Annotated in this window: 16 protein-coding genes; 5 read left to right on the top strand and 11 right to left on the bottom strand. The window is 39.3% G+C overall.

Annotated features, from left to right (window positions below; translation table 11 throughout):
• Positions 1–505 precede the first annotated feature (505 nt).
• From nrdD to DYY65_RS04815, 7 genes are all read right to left on the bottom strand, one after another.
• On the bottom strand, positions 506–2,653 hold the full coding sequence (gene nrdD / locus DYY65_RS04845; RefSeq protein WP_162476854.1) for an anaerobic ribonucleoside-triphosphate reductase: 2,148 nt from the start codon (positions 2,651–2,653) through the stop codon (positions 506–508).
• A gap of 93 nt (positions 2,654–2,746) precedes the next feature.
• The gene (locus DYY65_RS04840; protein WP_201449335.1) at positions 2,747–3,337 is read right to left on the bottom strand and encodes a hypothetical protein; all 591 of its coding nucleotides are present in this window, start codon (positions 3,335–3,337) and stop codon (positions 2,747–2,749) included.
• 204 nt (positions 3,338–3,541) lie between these two features.
• Entirely contained in the window at positions 3,542–3,934 is a 393-nt protein-coding gene (locus DYY65_RS04835; RefSeq protein ID WP_162476852.1) for a Zn-ribbon domain-containing OB-fold protein, read from the bottom strand.
• Between the two features lie 6 nt (positions 3,935–3,940).
• Positions 3,941–5,101, bottom strand: a complete 1,161-nt coding sequence (locus tag DYY65_RS04830) for a thiolase domain-containing protein (RefSeq protein ID WP_162476851.1) — start codon at positions 5,099–5,101, stop codon at positions 3,941–3,943.
• A gap of 127 nt (positions 5,102–5,228) precedes the next feature.
• Positions 5,229–6,128 (bottom strand): carbon-nitrogen hydrolase family protein, encoded by a 900-nt coding sequence (locus DYY65_RS04825; protein ID WP_236561674.1) that lies wholly within the window; start codon positions 6,126–6,128, stop codon positions 5,229–5,231.
• A 16-nt stretch (positions 6,129–6,144) separates the two neighbouring features.
• Positions 6,145–6,714 (bottom strand): hypothetical protein, encoded by a 570-nt coding sequence (locus DYY65_RS04820; protein WP_162476850.1) that lies wholly within the window; start codon positions 6,712–6,714, stop codon positions 6,145–6,147.
• Positions 6,715–7,098: 384 nt separating this feature from the next.
• Positions 7,099–7,830: a class I SAM-dependent methyltransferase gene (locus DYY65_RS04815; RefSeq protein ID WP_162476849.1), complete on the bottom strand. Its 732-nt coding sequence runs from the start codon at positions 7,828–7,830 to the stop codon at positions 7,099–7,101.
• Positions 7,831–8,384: 554 nt separating this feature from the next.
• Between DYY65_RS04815 and DYY65_RS04810 the strand changes: the two genes are divergently transcribed.
• Positions 8,385–8,855 (top strand): RidA family protein, encoded by a 471-nt coding sequence (locus DYY65_RS04810; RefSeq protein ID WP_162476848.1) that lies wholly within the window; start codon positions 8,385–8,387, stop codon positions 8,853–8,855.
• 47 nt (positions 8,856–8,902) lie between these two features.
• Here DYY65_RS04810 and DYY65_RS04805 read toward each other — a convergent pair whose 3' ends face one another.
• Positions 8,903–9,256: an FUN14 domain-containing protein gene (locus tag DYY65_RS04805; RefSeq protein ID WP_162476847.1), complete on the bottom strand. Its 354-nt coding sequence runs from the start codon at positions 9,254–9,256 to the stop codon at positions 8,903–8,905.
• A 485-nt stretch (positions 9,257–9,741) separates the two neighbouring features.
• Between DYY65_RS04805 and DYY65_RS04800 the strand changes: the two genes are divergently transcribed.
• The 3 genes from DYY65_RS04800 (at position 9,742) to DYY65_RS04790 (ending at position 11,224) form a co-directional block, all read left to right on the top strand.
• Positions 9,742–10,359 carry a hypothetical protein gene (locus tag DYY65_RS04800; protein WP_162476846.1) on the top strand — a complete coding sequence of 206 codons (618 nt, stop codon included), beginning with the start codon at positions 9,742–9,744 and terminating at the stop codon, positions 10,357–10,359.
• A 143-nt stretch (positions 10,360–10,502) separates the two neighbouring features.
• Positions 10,503–10,829, top strand: a complete 327-nt coding sequence (locus DYY65_RS04795) for a DUF424 family protein (RefSeq protein WP_162476845.1) — start codon at positions 10,503–10,505, stop codon at positions 10,827–10,829.
• Between the two features lie 35 nt (positions 10,830–10,864).
• The gene (locus DYY65_RS04790) at positions 10,865–11,224 is read left to right on the top strand and encodes a KH domain-containing protein (protein ID WP_162476844.1); all 360 of its coding nucleotides are present in this window, start codon (positions 10,865–10,867) and stop codon (positions 11,222–11,224) included.
• Between the two features lie 194 nt (positions 11,225–11,418).
• Here the strand turns inward: DYY65_RS04790 and DYY65_RS04785 are convergent, their stop codons facing one another.
• The 3 genes from DYY65_RS04785 to DYY65_RS04775 form a co-directional block, all read right to left on the bottom strand.
• Positions 11,419–11,775: an Hsp20/alpha crystallin family protein gene (locus tag DYY65_RS04785; RefSeq protein ID WP_162476843.1), complete on the bottom strand. Its 357-nt coding sequence runs from the start codon at positions 11,773–11,775 to the stop codon at positions 11,419–11,421.
• A 91-nt stretch (positions 11,776–11,866) separates the two neighbouring features.
• Positions 11,867–12,025 (bottom strand): hypothetical protein, encoded by a 159-nt coding sequence (locus DYY65_RS12400; protein ID WP_162476842.1) that lies wholly within the window; start codon positions 12,023–12,025, stop codon positions 11,867–11,869.
• On the bottom strand, positions 12,015–12,575 hold the full coding sequence (locus tag DYY65_RS04775; RefSeq protein ID WP_162476841.1) for a UbiX family flavin prenyltransferase: 561 nt from the start codon (positions 12,573–12,575) through the stop codon (positions 12,015–12,017). The genes DYY65_RS12400 and DYY65_RS04775 overlap by 11 nt, the downstream gene beginning before the upstream one ends.
• 74 nt (positions 12,576–12,649) lie before the next feature.
• Between DYY65_RS04775 and DYY65_RS04770 the strand changes: the two genes are divergently transcribed.
• Entirely contained in the window at positions 12,650–13,594 is a 945-nt protein-coding gene (locus DYY65_RS04770) for a PfkB family carbohydrate kinase (protein WP_236561673.1), read from the top strand.
• Positions 13,595–14,390: the final 796 nt, after the last annotated feature.

The following is a 14,390-nucleotide window of genomic DNA, read 5'->3' as shown; positions in this document are numbered from 1 at the left end:
TTCTCTTTCTGATTAAACTCGGTAACTCCTGCCATCCCGTTATTACCACAGGCAAATGAATTTAAAAGTTAGCTTCGTGAAAAATGGGCTGATTAGGCAATAGCTAAAAATATTAGGCTACGTACCGGTATGTCAGCCCAGACACCTACTGGATATTGGTTTGGCCACTAGTATTCGTACGCTATTTTTGTTGGCTGGCTGTCACTTTTATCAGCAGTGTTTGATTGCAGATAAGATAAGCATTACTACAAAGTTAAATAAGAATTAAGGTCTTGCTACCTTTCAAATCCTAGCAATTCTAATTTCACTTAGACGCATGCCCACTTAGGGGTATCAGATGCCACAGTGTTCCGTCTACCATGCGTGACGCCAAGATATACATAAATGACTATTCAGATGAATTATTAGAACAAGCAAATGAATTTAAATTTTAGCTTGTGAAAGGTAGGTTAATCGGATAGTAGGTATGGTACTCTAAATGAGTAGCATACCATCCATGCATAACCTAGCTAGTAGCGAGCAAATGTGGAGATTTGCAATATTCGCATCTCTCCAAACTCCCACTACCTGACCTCCTTCCGCAGCTACCGCAGATCGTATGTTTAACGGTCGGGCGGAGAAAAGGCAAACTTGATGCCAATGTTAATGCCTGTTTAAATCGCTCTGAGTCAAGTTGCGTTACGTCTAAAGTTACTGATAACCCGCCTGTCAGGATTTTCTCTATTAAAAGACATTCTTCGATCAAAGATTGGGAATTATTGCCTGAGGACTGAGTTAACTGTTCTCCAGAAAGGAATAATCCTTGTGAATATTCTGAGGGCTGTTGATTGGACAGCAAATATGCTCTTCCATACTTGTCCGAATCCAAAGCTGCAAATCTATGAGCGCTACCATCTGCTATCATTGAAACGCCTATCATGCTGTCGCCATAGTATTTTTTTTGATCTAGTGCGACATCTACTGAGGTTTTTAACACTTTCTGCAAAATATCATTCCCATCATTTTTAGGATGATATTCTAAAATATCGTTCACAGATTCCTTTGCTCCCACCAAATTCACTATTATACTTGTAGTCCCAGATTGTATGAAGCTTGAATGATTAATAAGCACGGGAAGAGTGCCTTTTTCTATCAGCTCACTAACAGAATTCTTTCTTATCTCAAGAGCTGCTAGTGCTGGCTTTATCATCATTGCGAGTCTGGCACGAAAATAGGTCTCATCCTTGTTAGATTGGTAAGCAAGTCTGGGTAGATTGATGGAAAGGGACTGGTAAGCAACCACTGCATCAGAGGTACTACCTCCAATGGATTTACGAATGCCACTATTAGCTCTTAGCCCATCGTCATGTGAAAGCGAGATCATACCTCCATTCCTAATTACTTTGACAACATTATCAATATGATATTTTAGATAACTACTTTGGGTTTCCGAATCACCGTATATTAACGAGATGCCTATGCGAGGTATCGGGGTAGAACTCACGTATTGAAGATAACCAACCAGTAATGCATTAACCAAATCGGCTTTTATTTCGTTAGCTTTAATCGTTATGGTGGTAACTGGTAATTCTGAGTGAATGCTGGGAGCTGTAGAAGATAGCATAAGAGCCTTTGCGAATCGCGAAGAAATTTCGTCAGGACTGTTCGTTCTTTCTAAAATCATAGGAATAATGCCCTCAAGCACGACTTCGATTGAAGCTTCTTTGCTCAACAGCGATATTAACAATGATAAGTATATCTCGAAGTCGCCTGATTTACCAATCTCATGCATCCTCGTTACGTTTAGAAGCTTGCCCCTTGGATCAAGTGAGCCATTCGCAAAATCTGTGACATCTAGAAAAATAGTGTCGGGGACTAATCCCCATGTACCGCTGTGAGAGATATTCAGCTCCCCTGCTAAGTGCATGTCAGCAATGTCCTTAGGAAGGACATTAGTTAAGAGGTATTCAGAGAATATAGATTGAGATGCACTAGACATGATAGTATCAAGTCCATTTCTGAAAGAAGAAGCACTTGCCAACTTCTCAACTATATCGCATGACGGTAGGCCCAACCTTGCCAACTTATTTCTATATTCTTCGTATCCATGCTCAATAAGCACTGAGTTAACTGTCTCTCGAATTAGAGGCGATGTTAGATATACTGCCTGAAATTTATAGATCTTGTTCTCAACTTCTTCAGTGATTTTGTGAGCTTGCTCTAAAGGCATATTTGCCTCTCTTACGAGAGAATGAATTATTTTATTAGAATTAAATTCTTCAATAGAAGGCTTTGTAGTCCTAACATACATTTTGCCACTTTCTATTATTGAACGCTCCTCTATTTGTCTAGCAAGGCTCAGCACAAGCTTACCCAAGTTGGTAATTGTGTAACGACGTTCTGCCTTGTTCAGTGCTACCAATGACTGTCTGAGTAATTTTCTTAAGTGATAAGCAAACTTTCCGGATTCTTTCTTGGATTTGAATCCAGCTAATGATTTTAACTCGGAGTACGTGAGCGGACCCTTGGAATTTAGAATGCGTAGTATATCAATTCGATTGGGACTAGCCATAACAGAAAAAATCATCCTAACTCGCTTAGAGGCGGATTCCAACACTCCATTTCTTGTTGGTTCTGCCTGCACTAGGTATTTATCATGACTCACCTGTTCCATTGCACCCGATAGTATGACTAACTAATTAAAACTACTTTGTAAATTATAGTTTACTAATGGTGTAGGAGAGTGTAATCATGAAGAGGCAGTGACCTAGCCTTCTATCATTATTTGGTTGCTATCAAATTCCTCGTTCTCTTGCAAATGGTTCTCCATTTTTCTGTGTTTAATCGTCTGTGGTACTTCTGGGAGTTTAGCTCTTGCTTCACTCTCCAAGACTCCTTCTATTTCGTTCAAAATTGAAAGTGCGTCTTTATCAACAGGAGCTGAAAATTTGGCTCCAAGGTCGATCTTCACGTCAGAATTAATCAAAACATCAGAAGTCATAGTTTTCATTTCTGAGAAGATGCTTGTTGCCGCTGGCATTATCTTTGATACATCCCGTTGAATATCCCGAATCATTGTGACAGTGGGCTCTATAGTTTCCATAACCATAGCAAATTCATTAAGAGTACTAAATCGAATAAGCATTACCTCAAGTGCTAGACATGCATTTTGTGTTGTACTTTGAACATTTCGAATGTTTAATAATTCTCCTGCGAGAGCCCTAGCCCTAGAGTTATTCCCAGATTTAATATTGGCGGCAATTTGATTTTTAAAGTTTCTATCTATTTTAGAAAATCTATCATAAAGCACCCGCAATTGCCCAAGTTGGTTGTTTACGATGGACGTTGCCCTTTCCATGTCACTTCTGAGTTCTTGCTGATGCTGGTCCATTTGCGACTTTTTTAAATTATCCAAAAAAATGTTAAAGTCGAACGTTAAACACTCTAAACAAATAGCTGTCAAAAAGCTAATCTACTAACCAGCTAGTAACCTTGATCACAGTAATTGGAGTAGCATTCGACTTGCAGATGCCACGTTACTTAAGATAGTGATGGTATCTATTCAGATCTTTTTTAGAATTAAGCCATGTTTCTGATTATAATCCACTACTCTTACGCTTGATCCGAGGGGCAAATCTGAAGAAGACGCTATCCCTGGCAGAAAGCCGGACACCTTGAAATTTGTACCATCAACTAGAAAGACGACCCACGCATAGGATCCCGCATCATCGAATCCCTCGGGCGCCACAGCCTGTATAGTATAGGTAATCACCCTGCCCCTTCCTTCTAACTCTACACTCTGAAATTTCCGATTATAGCAGTTTTCACAATAGTATACAGTTGTAAGCATCAAATGCCCGCAAACGATACATTTATTCGAAAGTATTTTTTGTTTTCGCGCAGAAGCTATAAATTTTTCACGAGGGCTAGAATCATGCACTTCTGTTTTTGACAAATTCGCCTAATTTACCTTCTTGAAGATATGAACGGCAGAGCTTGCACCGGTTGCTCCAAAGTTGTGTGTCAGTGCTAACTCTGCATCCTTGATTACTCTTCCATCTGCCTTCCCAGTAAATTGCTCAAATACCTCTACAACCTGGCCGATGCCTGTGGCACCTATCGGGTGGCCTTTCGATTTCAATCCGCCTGATGGGTTAATAGGTATTTCTCCACTTCTAGAGGTGGCACCTTCTCTGACGGCATAGGCACCTTCTCCTTTTTTGAAGAAGCCTAGATCTTCTATGTCTATAATTTCTGCTATTGTAAAGCAATCATGCACTTCGGCAAAATCTATGTCCTTTGGTGTAACACCAGCCATCTTGTATGCTTGATTCGCCGCGGCTACGCTGCTCGGAATAGTTGTTATATCCTCACGACCCTGAACTGCCGCAGGCGATGCACCTCTTCCCGATCCAACTACCTCTACAAGAGGTCTTCCACTCTTTTTGGCAAAGTCAGCACTGCAAAGTATAACTGCTGAGGCTCCATCAGAGAAGGGACAGCAGTCATACAACTTTAAAGGAGATGCTACAACAGGGGATTGTAATACGTCATCAACTGTGATTTTTTTCCTAACATGAGATTTTGGGTTGAGCATCCCGTTCTCATGATTTTTAACAGCAACCCGAGCCAAGTCTTCCTCATTAGCTTTGTATCTCGCCATATACGCCCTGGCTATTGAGGCAAATAATCCAGGAAAAGAAGCCCCGTTTCCGCCCTCATAGAAGAAGTCAGAACAATACGAAAACAAAGTTGTGCTTTGAATTGTTCCGGTATGGGTTATTTTCTCTACCCCGGTCGCTAAAACGCAATCATAGAAGCCAGCAGCGACATTTGCAAAAGCCTCTCTAAACATAATCGAACCTGAGCCACATGCAGACTCAATTGAAAGACCAGGTACCTCTGGTATACCAAGGTTACTCATTATAACAGGAGCCATGTGAACCTGTCTATCTGATACTCCAAATACATTTGAGATGTATCCTGCTTCGATATCCTTGGGCCTAATGCCTGCAGATTCGATAGCATCAGTGGAGGCATTCATTGCAATTTCAATAATACCTTCGTTCAGTCTACCATATCTGGTACTTCCAGCACCAAGAACAAACACCTTATTTGGCATTCACCACAAACTGTCTGCTCGAGTTATAAAAAGGTTAAAGTAGGCTACATTTCAGATTGCAAGTCACTTACTAAAAATCATGAAATCATAGTTCAATTTAATTTAGCCTATTCCTCGGATAAGAACTTCAATTTACCCCTTTATGGGCTCGTGTAAATGCACCAATGTGTTTACCATATAAATCGGTCCTTCGATTCTTTAGCAGGGGGAGTGACTTTCTTACCTTATGTACCCTAGATAAATCGATTTCAACTATGTCCATTCCTTCTCTATCCCCCATATCTAATATTGGTATCCCAAACGGGTCCACAACCATGCTTCTTCCTGAAAAATTGTTTCCTACCTGGTTTGGTGCCACTATATAAAGCCCATTCTCTATGGACCTAGCCTTTACTAAAGTCGTCCAATGATCTTCCTTCATAATTCCTTGAAACCACGCTGACGGCGTAACTAGGATTTCTGCACCTTGTACAGCTAAAATCCTCGACATTTCCGGAAAACGAATGTCATAGCAAATCATCATGCCAACAACTCCCACGGGTGTTGGATTCGGCTCAGGAATACTATTACCCGCAATAAACTTAAGAGATTCCTTCACTCCTAGAGCATCATAAAGATGCACCTTACGATATAGTGATATAATTGCCCCTTTATTGTCTATTAACATTGCCGTGTCATACACTCGACTTGTGTTTTTTGTGTCGCTTCTTTCATAGATTGTGGCTAAGACGTGAATATTATTTTTCTTGGCTGCGCTTCGCAATTCTAAAGCGAACTTTCCACCATTGACTGGCTCTGCCACCAGCTCCAAATCAAATGATGATTCCCCTCCTGACTCATATCCCATCTGGAACTCGGGGAAACATATCAATTGCACACGTTTTTGCGCAGCTTCCCTTATGTATTCCTCTGAGATTCTTAAGTTTTCTTTCTTGGTTCCCGATGATTTCATCTGTACCAATGCAACAGAATGTAGCCCCATAACATAACCTTCAACAACCGAACTAAAAGTATGTTGGTCAGCCATATTGAACCGTAGTTAATTATGATTTCTTTACCAAAGTATAAATCCCACCAACTCCATAAGCCAAAGAAATCAAAATTCTAGACGTAAATACTGCGAGATCATGGTTTGAAACTAGTAGATTCGTGTCAAACCAGATTGAGACAGGGATTGAAACAAAGGAAATTACACCAACTATCATTTGGCCCATGTTTTTAATTCCATTCAACCTTTTCAGCAGTAAATAAGTCGATAAATTGCCCGAACCTATTCCAATGAGAATTAGGTATTGGTAGAGTGACGGAAAAAGGCCTATCGTTGCAAACGGGGTAGTCCAACATGCTCCATTTACTATCTTTGCGCCGATTGGCCAACTTATACTGTTATTCATTCTAATTCGTACGCTAGACATTATTCGCTTCAGTCTTCTGAAATTGACTCCAAAAGTAACAACAAAACTTGCCAACCAAATCAAAGCAACTCCGTACATCGGAACATGACTTTTAATCGCGATCTCGCTAAAAACAGCCCCGCCCGCTATTGCAATAGCAATATAAACAAATAGTGCCCCAAATGCCCTGCTTGTTTCGGTCTGTGAATCTTTTTGCACGAACGAGCACATTCTATAGTCATAATTTATGAATGTTTACTTATCTTGATGTGGTGGTTTAAATCTGTACTTATGTTTGCTAGCAACTGGCCGATGATGTAGAGATTATCTCCCTCTCCTGGTACCTACAGCTAACCTCGGACTTGGTCTAGCGTAAATATTATGGTTTCGGGCTGACCTGGTTAATTGCCTTTTAGTTGTCTGGCTCAATGTAAATCAGTAAAAAAACTTCTCTCTTGTATTAAAGATGTTGTTTTGTTTTAAGAGTGTTATTCATAACTAGAGGCAATACCGTAAAGTCCTTAAATGAAAAATTCATTGACTTATATTAGTTAAAATCCATTGCATCGAGGTTGTTGAAATTAAATCGACATAAGATCAAAGCTAAGCCATAATTTTGCCTTTTGATGCTTTTTTTGCCATGACCAAGTCTACAAAGTAGAATAAATATGATCTTTCATATATCTTTATTATCCAAGGTATATAGAATTCCGTTAAAGTCTTTTGCATTAATTCAAAGCCTGAATTCTCTAAGAATGTTCGAAAGACCTGTCCGTCAACAATTCTGGCGGGGCCTAACTTGATTCTATAGTCATAGGGATCGGCAAATACGCCCAGTCCGTTATTCTTAAGAAGTTTGTGAATTGATGAGATCAGTCCATTTGGTTGAACAAGGTCTAATAGATTGAGTGCCATTATTAAATCGAATTTCAGAGAACTAAACGGTGTTTGCAAGGCATCTGACACAAAGAACTCTACGTTTTCGAGGTCGGAGGCAAACAATCTCTTCCGTGCTTCTACGATAAATGAAAAGGAGAGATCAATGCCTAATGCGCATGAACATTTTTTTGCCAATTCGAAGGTGCTGTGACCCAAGGAGCAGCCCATATCAAGAACAACCATGCGGTCTCTCGGGTTGGCTAAACGCACTATTTTACTATAGAACTCATTTGGCTTCATGCGCAGTTTCAGCATATTGAGAAATTTATCATGTGACGAATAATCGTATTGTGCCCACCTGTAAGGTACAAACCAAGAACCACCTATCTCGTATCGATCATTTCTGGCATGATGTGATGCAATGCATCTACCATTAGATTTTAAGTAGCTCTTCATTTCTGATGTCTTACTATTAGTTAGCCAGCTACCAAAAGTAGACACGCGAGTTTCGCAATATTTTACAAAGTTCTCTACTAATACTGCCACACCATCTATTATCGGATAAGTGGTACGACAGAACTGACATGTAAGAAAGCCCTCAACGCACTCATTGTTCCTACAGTACAGTGGATCTAAAAACAGTTGTATATTAGGGTCGGAATGTCGTGGACATATCAAGTCTCTGATGAAGCGCATTATCATACTTTAACACCGCATATAACAACTTACTATTGAAAGTATCTAAATTGCCAAGAATTGAAATCAAAGCTATTCTGAATATTGATATTGATACTTGTTGATCATATCAGCTAGTTCCGAATTCTCAGATGTTGTACATCCAGAACATCTATCAAGCGGCAGAAAGTGCTGTAAGTCTGTAGATTAGTGAAGGTAAATCGATATAGATTTAACATAGAAATCGAAGGAAAAGAAATGACTATGCTTGTACCTTCCAAAGACACTCCAATCGTTGGCGGATGGGTTAATAAACTTCAAAATTAAATGGTAATATGCTCGAGCAAAAACTAAACGCATTAGGTATTACTTTGCAAAGACCTCCAAAGGTCATAGGGTCCTATACGCCTATAATCAAAACTGGAAGTCTATTGTTTGTATCCGGCCAATTACCTATAGAATTAGGATCGAATCCGCCAAATGTGCTGTACAAAGGTAAAGTAGGGAATGAGATTTCCTTGAGCAATGGTAAGGAAGCCGCTAGATTGTGTACAATAAATGCGCTGATGCATTTAAAAGATTTCCTTCCTTCACTTGACAATATTGAAAAATTTGTAAAGCTAACCGGCTACGTGAATTGCGATGTCTCATTTACTAACCATCCCGAAGTTATTAATGGTGCGTCTGACCTTCTTGTCCACCTTTTTGGGCAAAAGGGAAGGCATAGTCGTGTTTCGGTAGGGTTAAGTAGTCTTCCGCTTAATAGTGCTGTAGAGATTGATTTCATTGTGGAGGTAGGCACGTAAATTGCAGTAAGAAGCCGCATCATTAGATTTCGACTCTCGGAAATCATTTATCCCCTCATGAATCCTATGACTAATCCTGCTGTGAGGCTTCCAGTCAGAGGTATGCCAAAATTGGCCATAGCTGACGGCAAATGATCCGTACCTGGAATGCCCGTTCGTTGAAGCAGTTGGCCCGAAGTCGCATTGCCGAGGGCAGCCATAGAGGCGGCTTGAATCTTACTCCAGTTGACGGTTATCAATTTCTGGTACTGGAGAAACATAAATGCTACAAAAACCAGTCCTACTAGCACTAACATAAATTTCACTACCTTTTTGATGGCATATCCAATCAGAAAACCACTTATTCCTCCAAAGCCTACAGAAGTTGCAGTAGAAGTCAGAGAACTAATATCGATAACCATGCTTCACCAATGCCTAATATTGTTGGTTATTCAACTTATACAACCTCTGACTATTTTTCATATAATGTAGCCGCTATAGAATCATTTGTCACTTTTTGAGTAATGATTTTACAAGTTCCATACTTTGTCAATTGATTTGTTAAATTACACCTGTACCGCCACCCTTTCAACTTTAATCACTGTATTCTCAAGATTTCTTTTGATAAATGGCAATAAATGAATGCATTGAGGCTCTCCTAAGCTGAAGACCAGAAAAGTAAGTTCAACGCACAGTAAACGTTGAAGGTGTTGATTTTAGTTTGAATCTGATCAGTTAGAGAATATGACGTCTCATGCTATGGGCTTTTCGTTAAGCGAATAGAACAGTACTCTGACACCATAATCATAAATTGGCAAGACCGGTGAGGACCAATCCGCATCCCAGGTTTAGATTTAACGGAAGCATTTTAAGTTTAAATTCAGTTCATGACTGCAGATCTGGAGAATTGACTAATAGATTTAGCCTTTGCAAAAGGAAAATGAAGGATTGGAAAATTGCACCGTCGATAGTTATATTTTTAGCTGCTACCAATTCGCTATTAATTTCTTCTTCATTTCAAACCACCTATGCCCAAAATATCCTAAAATCAATACCTCATAAGCAAAACTCTCAATTTGATATGAATAGCAGGATAATCCTCAGGTCAAACACAAATCAGTATCCAATAAAATATCATCTCACAAATGGTGTAATCAGTGCTATCTCCATCGAAAAAGATAACACTACGCTTCTCCTGAACGTCTCCTCTGTTTCAAATGGAACTTTGATTATTGAACTACCTAGAAATGTAATAGATTCTAAAGGGCCAGAAAATGCAGATAATAACTTCACCGTCTTTGAGGACGGACAATACGTTAGTTATAATGAAATTGGGACTAATTCAAAATCGAGGATAATAACGTTGACTTTTGATAACAACCCCTCAGTAATTGAGATCACTGGCACTCGCACTGTACCTGAATTCGCAAGCATGACAATTGTGATATTAGCAATTTCTATCGCTGCGTTAGTGATCTGTGGACGTAAGTTAGCTTTAATATCTGAGATATTACTACAACGTTAAGGATCCATTAAATTTAATATTTACTTAAGATTTATGTAGACGCTTCAGTTTAAATAAAAAGTCTAATATCTAATACTAATTAAAAGGGCGGTAGCAGTACTGCACACTACTTTAAATCTCCGTTAGAAGACATTTAATTAGAATTGTTTGAACATGAACCAGAGGGAAAGTATGCTATAAGGTCTATTCCCTACCATGGATCAACGATGATCAATATTTGCGATTTGGAATTAGTGGGAAAGCAAATAGAAGAGAATAATTTAGTCATAAGACTCTCAAAGGAATATTTCCAACAAGAGATAATTGAAGACCTAGCGGCACAAAGATTACTAATGGATTGTGCTATCGCGAATTTGGTGGGCCAACGAATAGTAGCTAATGCTATAAGGCTGAATCTTGCAAAGCGAGCAAGTATAAAGACAATTTCAGATATCCCTTTCTTGATGATTTATAAATTCCGATTCGGATAGTAAATTTGTGAGGCAACAGGAAAACAGATATTGAAATGAGCTTTGAACGGCTAATCAAGATCCCTCAGGACAGAATAGGCGTAATAATTGGAAGAGATGGCAAAGTCAAAGATGATATAGAGCAAAAATGCAATGTAGTAATTGAGATAAATAGTGAAAATGGTGATACAATCGTTTCATCGGGTCCAATCGGTTTAACAGAATCAGATGTTTTCAAAGCTGCCGAGATACTTTCAGCTATCTCTAAAGGTTTTTCTCCAAATAATGCCTTCCGCCTATTTGGGGAAGACCTGCTTCAACTAATAGATATCAGATCTTATGCTGGCAAATCGGACAATTCCATCAAGAGAATAAAAGGAAAAATGGCAAGTCCAGAAAAACAGTTGAAGAGTTAACCGGAGCCTCTATCTCAGTTTATGGGCACACTGTTGGCTTGATTGGTTCGTTTCATGAAATAAAGGTGGCAACGGAAGCTATATTAATGATTTCTAGAGGTAGTCCCCATAAAAGTGTGTACAACATGCTACAAATAGAAAGGCGTAGGATCAAGCTAGAACGATTGAAATTATGGGAACCGGACTCTTAATGATCACACTTTATTTATTTTTATAGTAAGGATACCATTTCTATATTTGAGGTCAGAGATATTCATTTCTTCGTTCAAATCCAGTGGGATAGACTTTTCAAAATTCCGACCACTCTTTACGTGTAGTGTGCCTATTGTCAAACTTACATCAATCTGATCTTCTGGTCCTGGGACTTCGGCAACGAATACCATTTCATTTTTGCTTTTCATAAGGTCGTAGACCCAATTTTTTTGTTCTATCTCTCCGCTGGGTAGATAGGACTCCTCATCTTTTAGAGTTTGCTTCAATTGTCTAGCCCAGTAAATCATCAATGCAGATGCAATCGAAACCAGGATGAATCCAGAGTAGCTTTGGCTCATGTGCGTTATTAAAATGTACAAAACACCAAGGAAAAGTAAGCATAATAGAGGTACGAAAAAATCCGTTGAATGGTCCGTTTTTTTTGTGTATCTAGCTATCCCTTGCCACCTCTTTACCCTCTGATATGGAAAGTGTAATAAATCCGTTAAGATGGTAACGTAGGCTAGAAAATACGGCTGTCGCAGAGCCTACCTCCTTTGAGACTCGGCTCATGCCTAACGTGCAATTATGTATCACTCTATGCTGCATCACCCCATCTCCTATAGACCTTGTGTTCGATGCCGAATTGGTCTAGAATCTTACCAACAATATGCGCTATTATATCATTAATGGATTTTGGCCGATGATAAAATCCTGGCATCGCGGGCAAAACTATAACACCAATTTCGGCAAGTCGTATCATATTGTGTAAATGGATTCTCGATAGAGGCGTCTCACGAGGTACAATCACTAGCGCTCTTGATTCCTTAATACAAACCCCGGCTGCTCTTGAAATTAAGTTATCATCATACCCATTCGAAATGCTAGACAGGGTCTTCATACTGCATGGAACGATGACCATTCCATCCGTTTTAAAGGAACCGCTTGCGATCGGAGCTGCCATGTTGTCATTACTGTAACACTTGCTTGCGAGAGACTTTACGAAATCAACTGGGTGGTCTGTTTCAATCTGAATATTTCTTTCTCCCCATTTGCTGATTATTAGGTGGGTTTCTATGTCCAGCCTCCGCAAGATCCGTAATATTTCTATTCCGTAAATGACACCCGAACTGCCAGTCAAAGCTACTACTAGCCTCATTATTTTGTCAGAAGTTGGATCGAACCAGTTATTAATCAATCCGGTTACAGGTAAATTTTCAAGGTAGTTGGCTCTTGAAATCTGAAAATTTATTAGAATTGGACATCTTCCACTTAAGACATATGTTGACCGTATTCGGAACGATAGCTTTGGATACTACTCGCACTCCATTCAAAATTGAATCGAATATATTGGGTGGAGCTGCAACTTTCGCATCCATCGCCTCCAGCATGTTCACAGAGACTTCGATAGTTGGGATTGTAGGCTCTGACTTCCCGGAGGAGTATCGAAATATCCTAGACAAGCGCATTGATACAAGAGGCATCATAACTGACGATAGTGAAAAAACGTTTCATTATGATTCTTCATTTGATTATGATTTGGCTCATAGAACAACTATTAAGACAGAGTTGAATGTGATCAGGCAGTTCGAGCCGGTTATTCCTAATGAATATGTCGAGTCTGAATATGTTTATCTCGCCAACAACGACCCATGCCAGAATCTTAAGATATTGAAATATTTTTTAAATCGTAAATTAGTAATCTGCGATACCATTGAATATTGGATTTTGAACTCGCGAGATAGCGTAGTAGAAATGATGAGATCCGTTGATGGAGTAGTGATTAATGATGACGAGGCCAGATTATTATGTAAGAACACCAATTTAGTAAAATGTGCAAAAATTATAATCTCTTGGGGACCCAGGTTCGTAATTGTAAAAAAGGGTGAGAACGGATCCTTGTTGGTTACAGCGGACTTGGTATTTCCTGCCTCTGCATATCCATTAGAAGAGATAGTGGACCCAACAGGTGCTGGAGACTCCTTTGCTGGGGGCTTTATCGGGCACATGGCAAGAAAAAAAGATTTTTCCCTTAGCACTTTGAAGGAAGCAGTGATCTATGGAAACGTTATGGGTGCTTTTGCAGTTGAAGATTTTGGCGTCAAAAGACTTCTTTCGGTCACATCGGAAGATATCCAAACTAGGTATCAAGAATACAGGAACCTAACACAATTTTAATTCTCAATTTATGTCTAAACGCAAATAGTGGTGATTGGCTTTCTGCATTCCTTCTTTGCTCATATTCAAGATCATGAAGGCAAATTCGCCTACAAGCTAACGGATGCTACTAGCGTTTAGATTGTTGATACTAAACGTTCAAAAAGTCAGCTCATTTTACTCGTGCTTCTAAATGGCTCATTTTTTGCTTTTAGAACTAATGCCCACAATAAGTTTAGCAGGGCTCTTGAATGAGGATATTTTAATTGGCAATTCACCGTTGTGTCTTACAATGGTCTGGGCGACTAAATAATGTCAAAACTTCTATCCTGATTTGATCTAGTTATAACCTGCGTCTGTAAGATGCAAGCAAATGCATCACAAGTAATTGGTCAACATTACGCAACTCTTCAGGAACCGAATTTGGAGTACATAATAAGAATGGCAAAGACGAATCGTTTACATGGGTATATGGGCAGAAATTAAGTTATACATGGTACTATAAAAGCTCGTAAAGGCTGAACACTATTTGTATAAACCCACTATTCGATAGCTTAGACAGGCCATACTTACAATACTACGATGCTGATTTATGATTAAATCATGGTACAAATAAGCATGAATATAGGCTAGTACCATGGAATTGACTAGATTTTATGTATCTGCCAGTAGAGTAGTGAATTCTTACCTGAATCCTACCGTTGGTTTAAAACATAAACGAACTCATTCCAATTTGCGCCCCCAGCCCAGAAAAGATTAAGATATTAACAACCAAAACAGCTAAAACCGTTAGCGCAGAAATAGTTATTCCTTTGTA

Origin of the sequence: Nitrososphaera sp. AFS, from assembly GCF_009898475.1 — an archaeon.
Lineage (GTDB): Archaea > Thermoproteota > Nitrososphaeria > Nitrososphaerales > Nitrososphaeraceae > Nitrosopolaris.
Note: the sequence above shows the minus strand (reverse complement) of the source record. Positions and strands in the feature narration are given on the sequence as shown.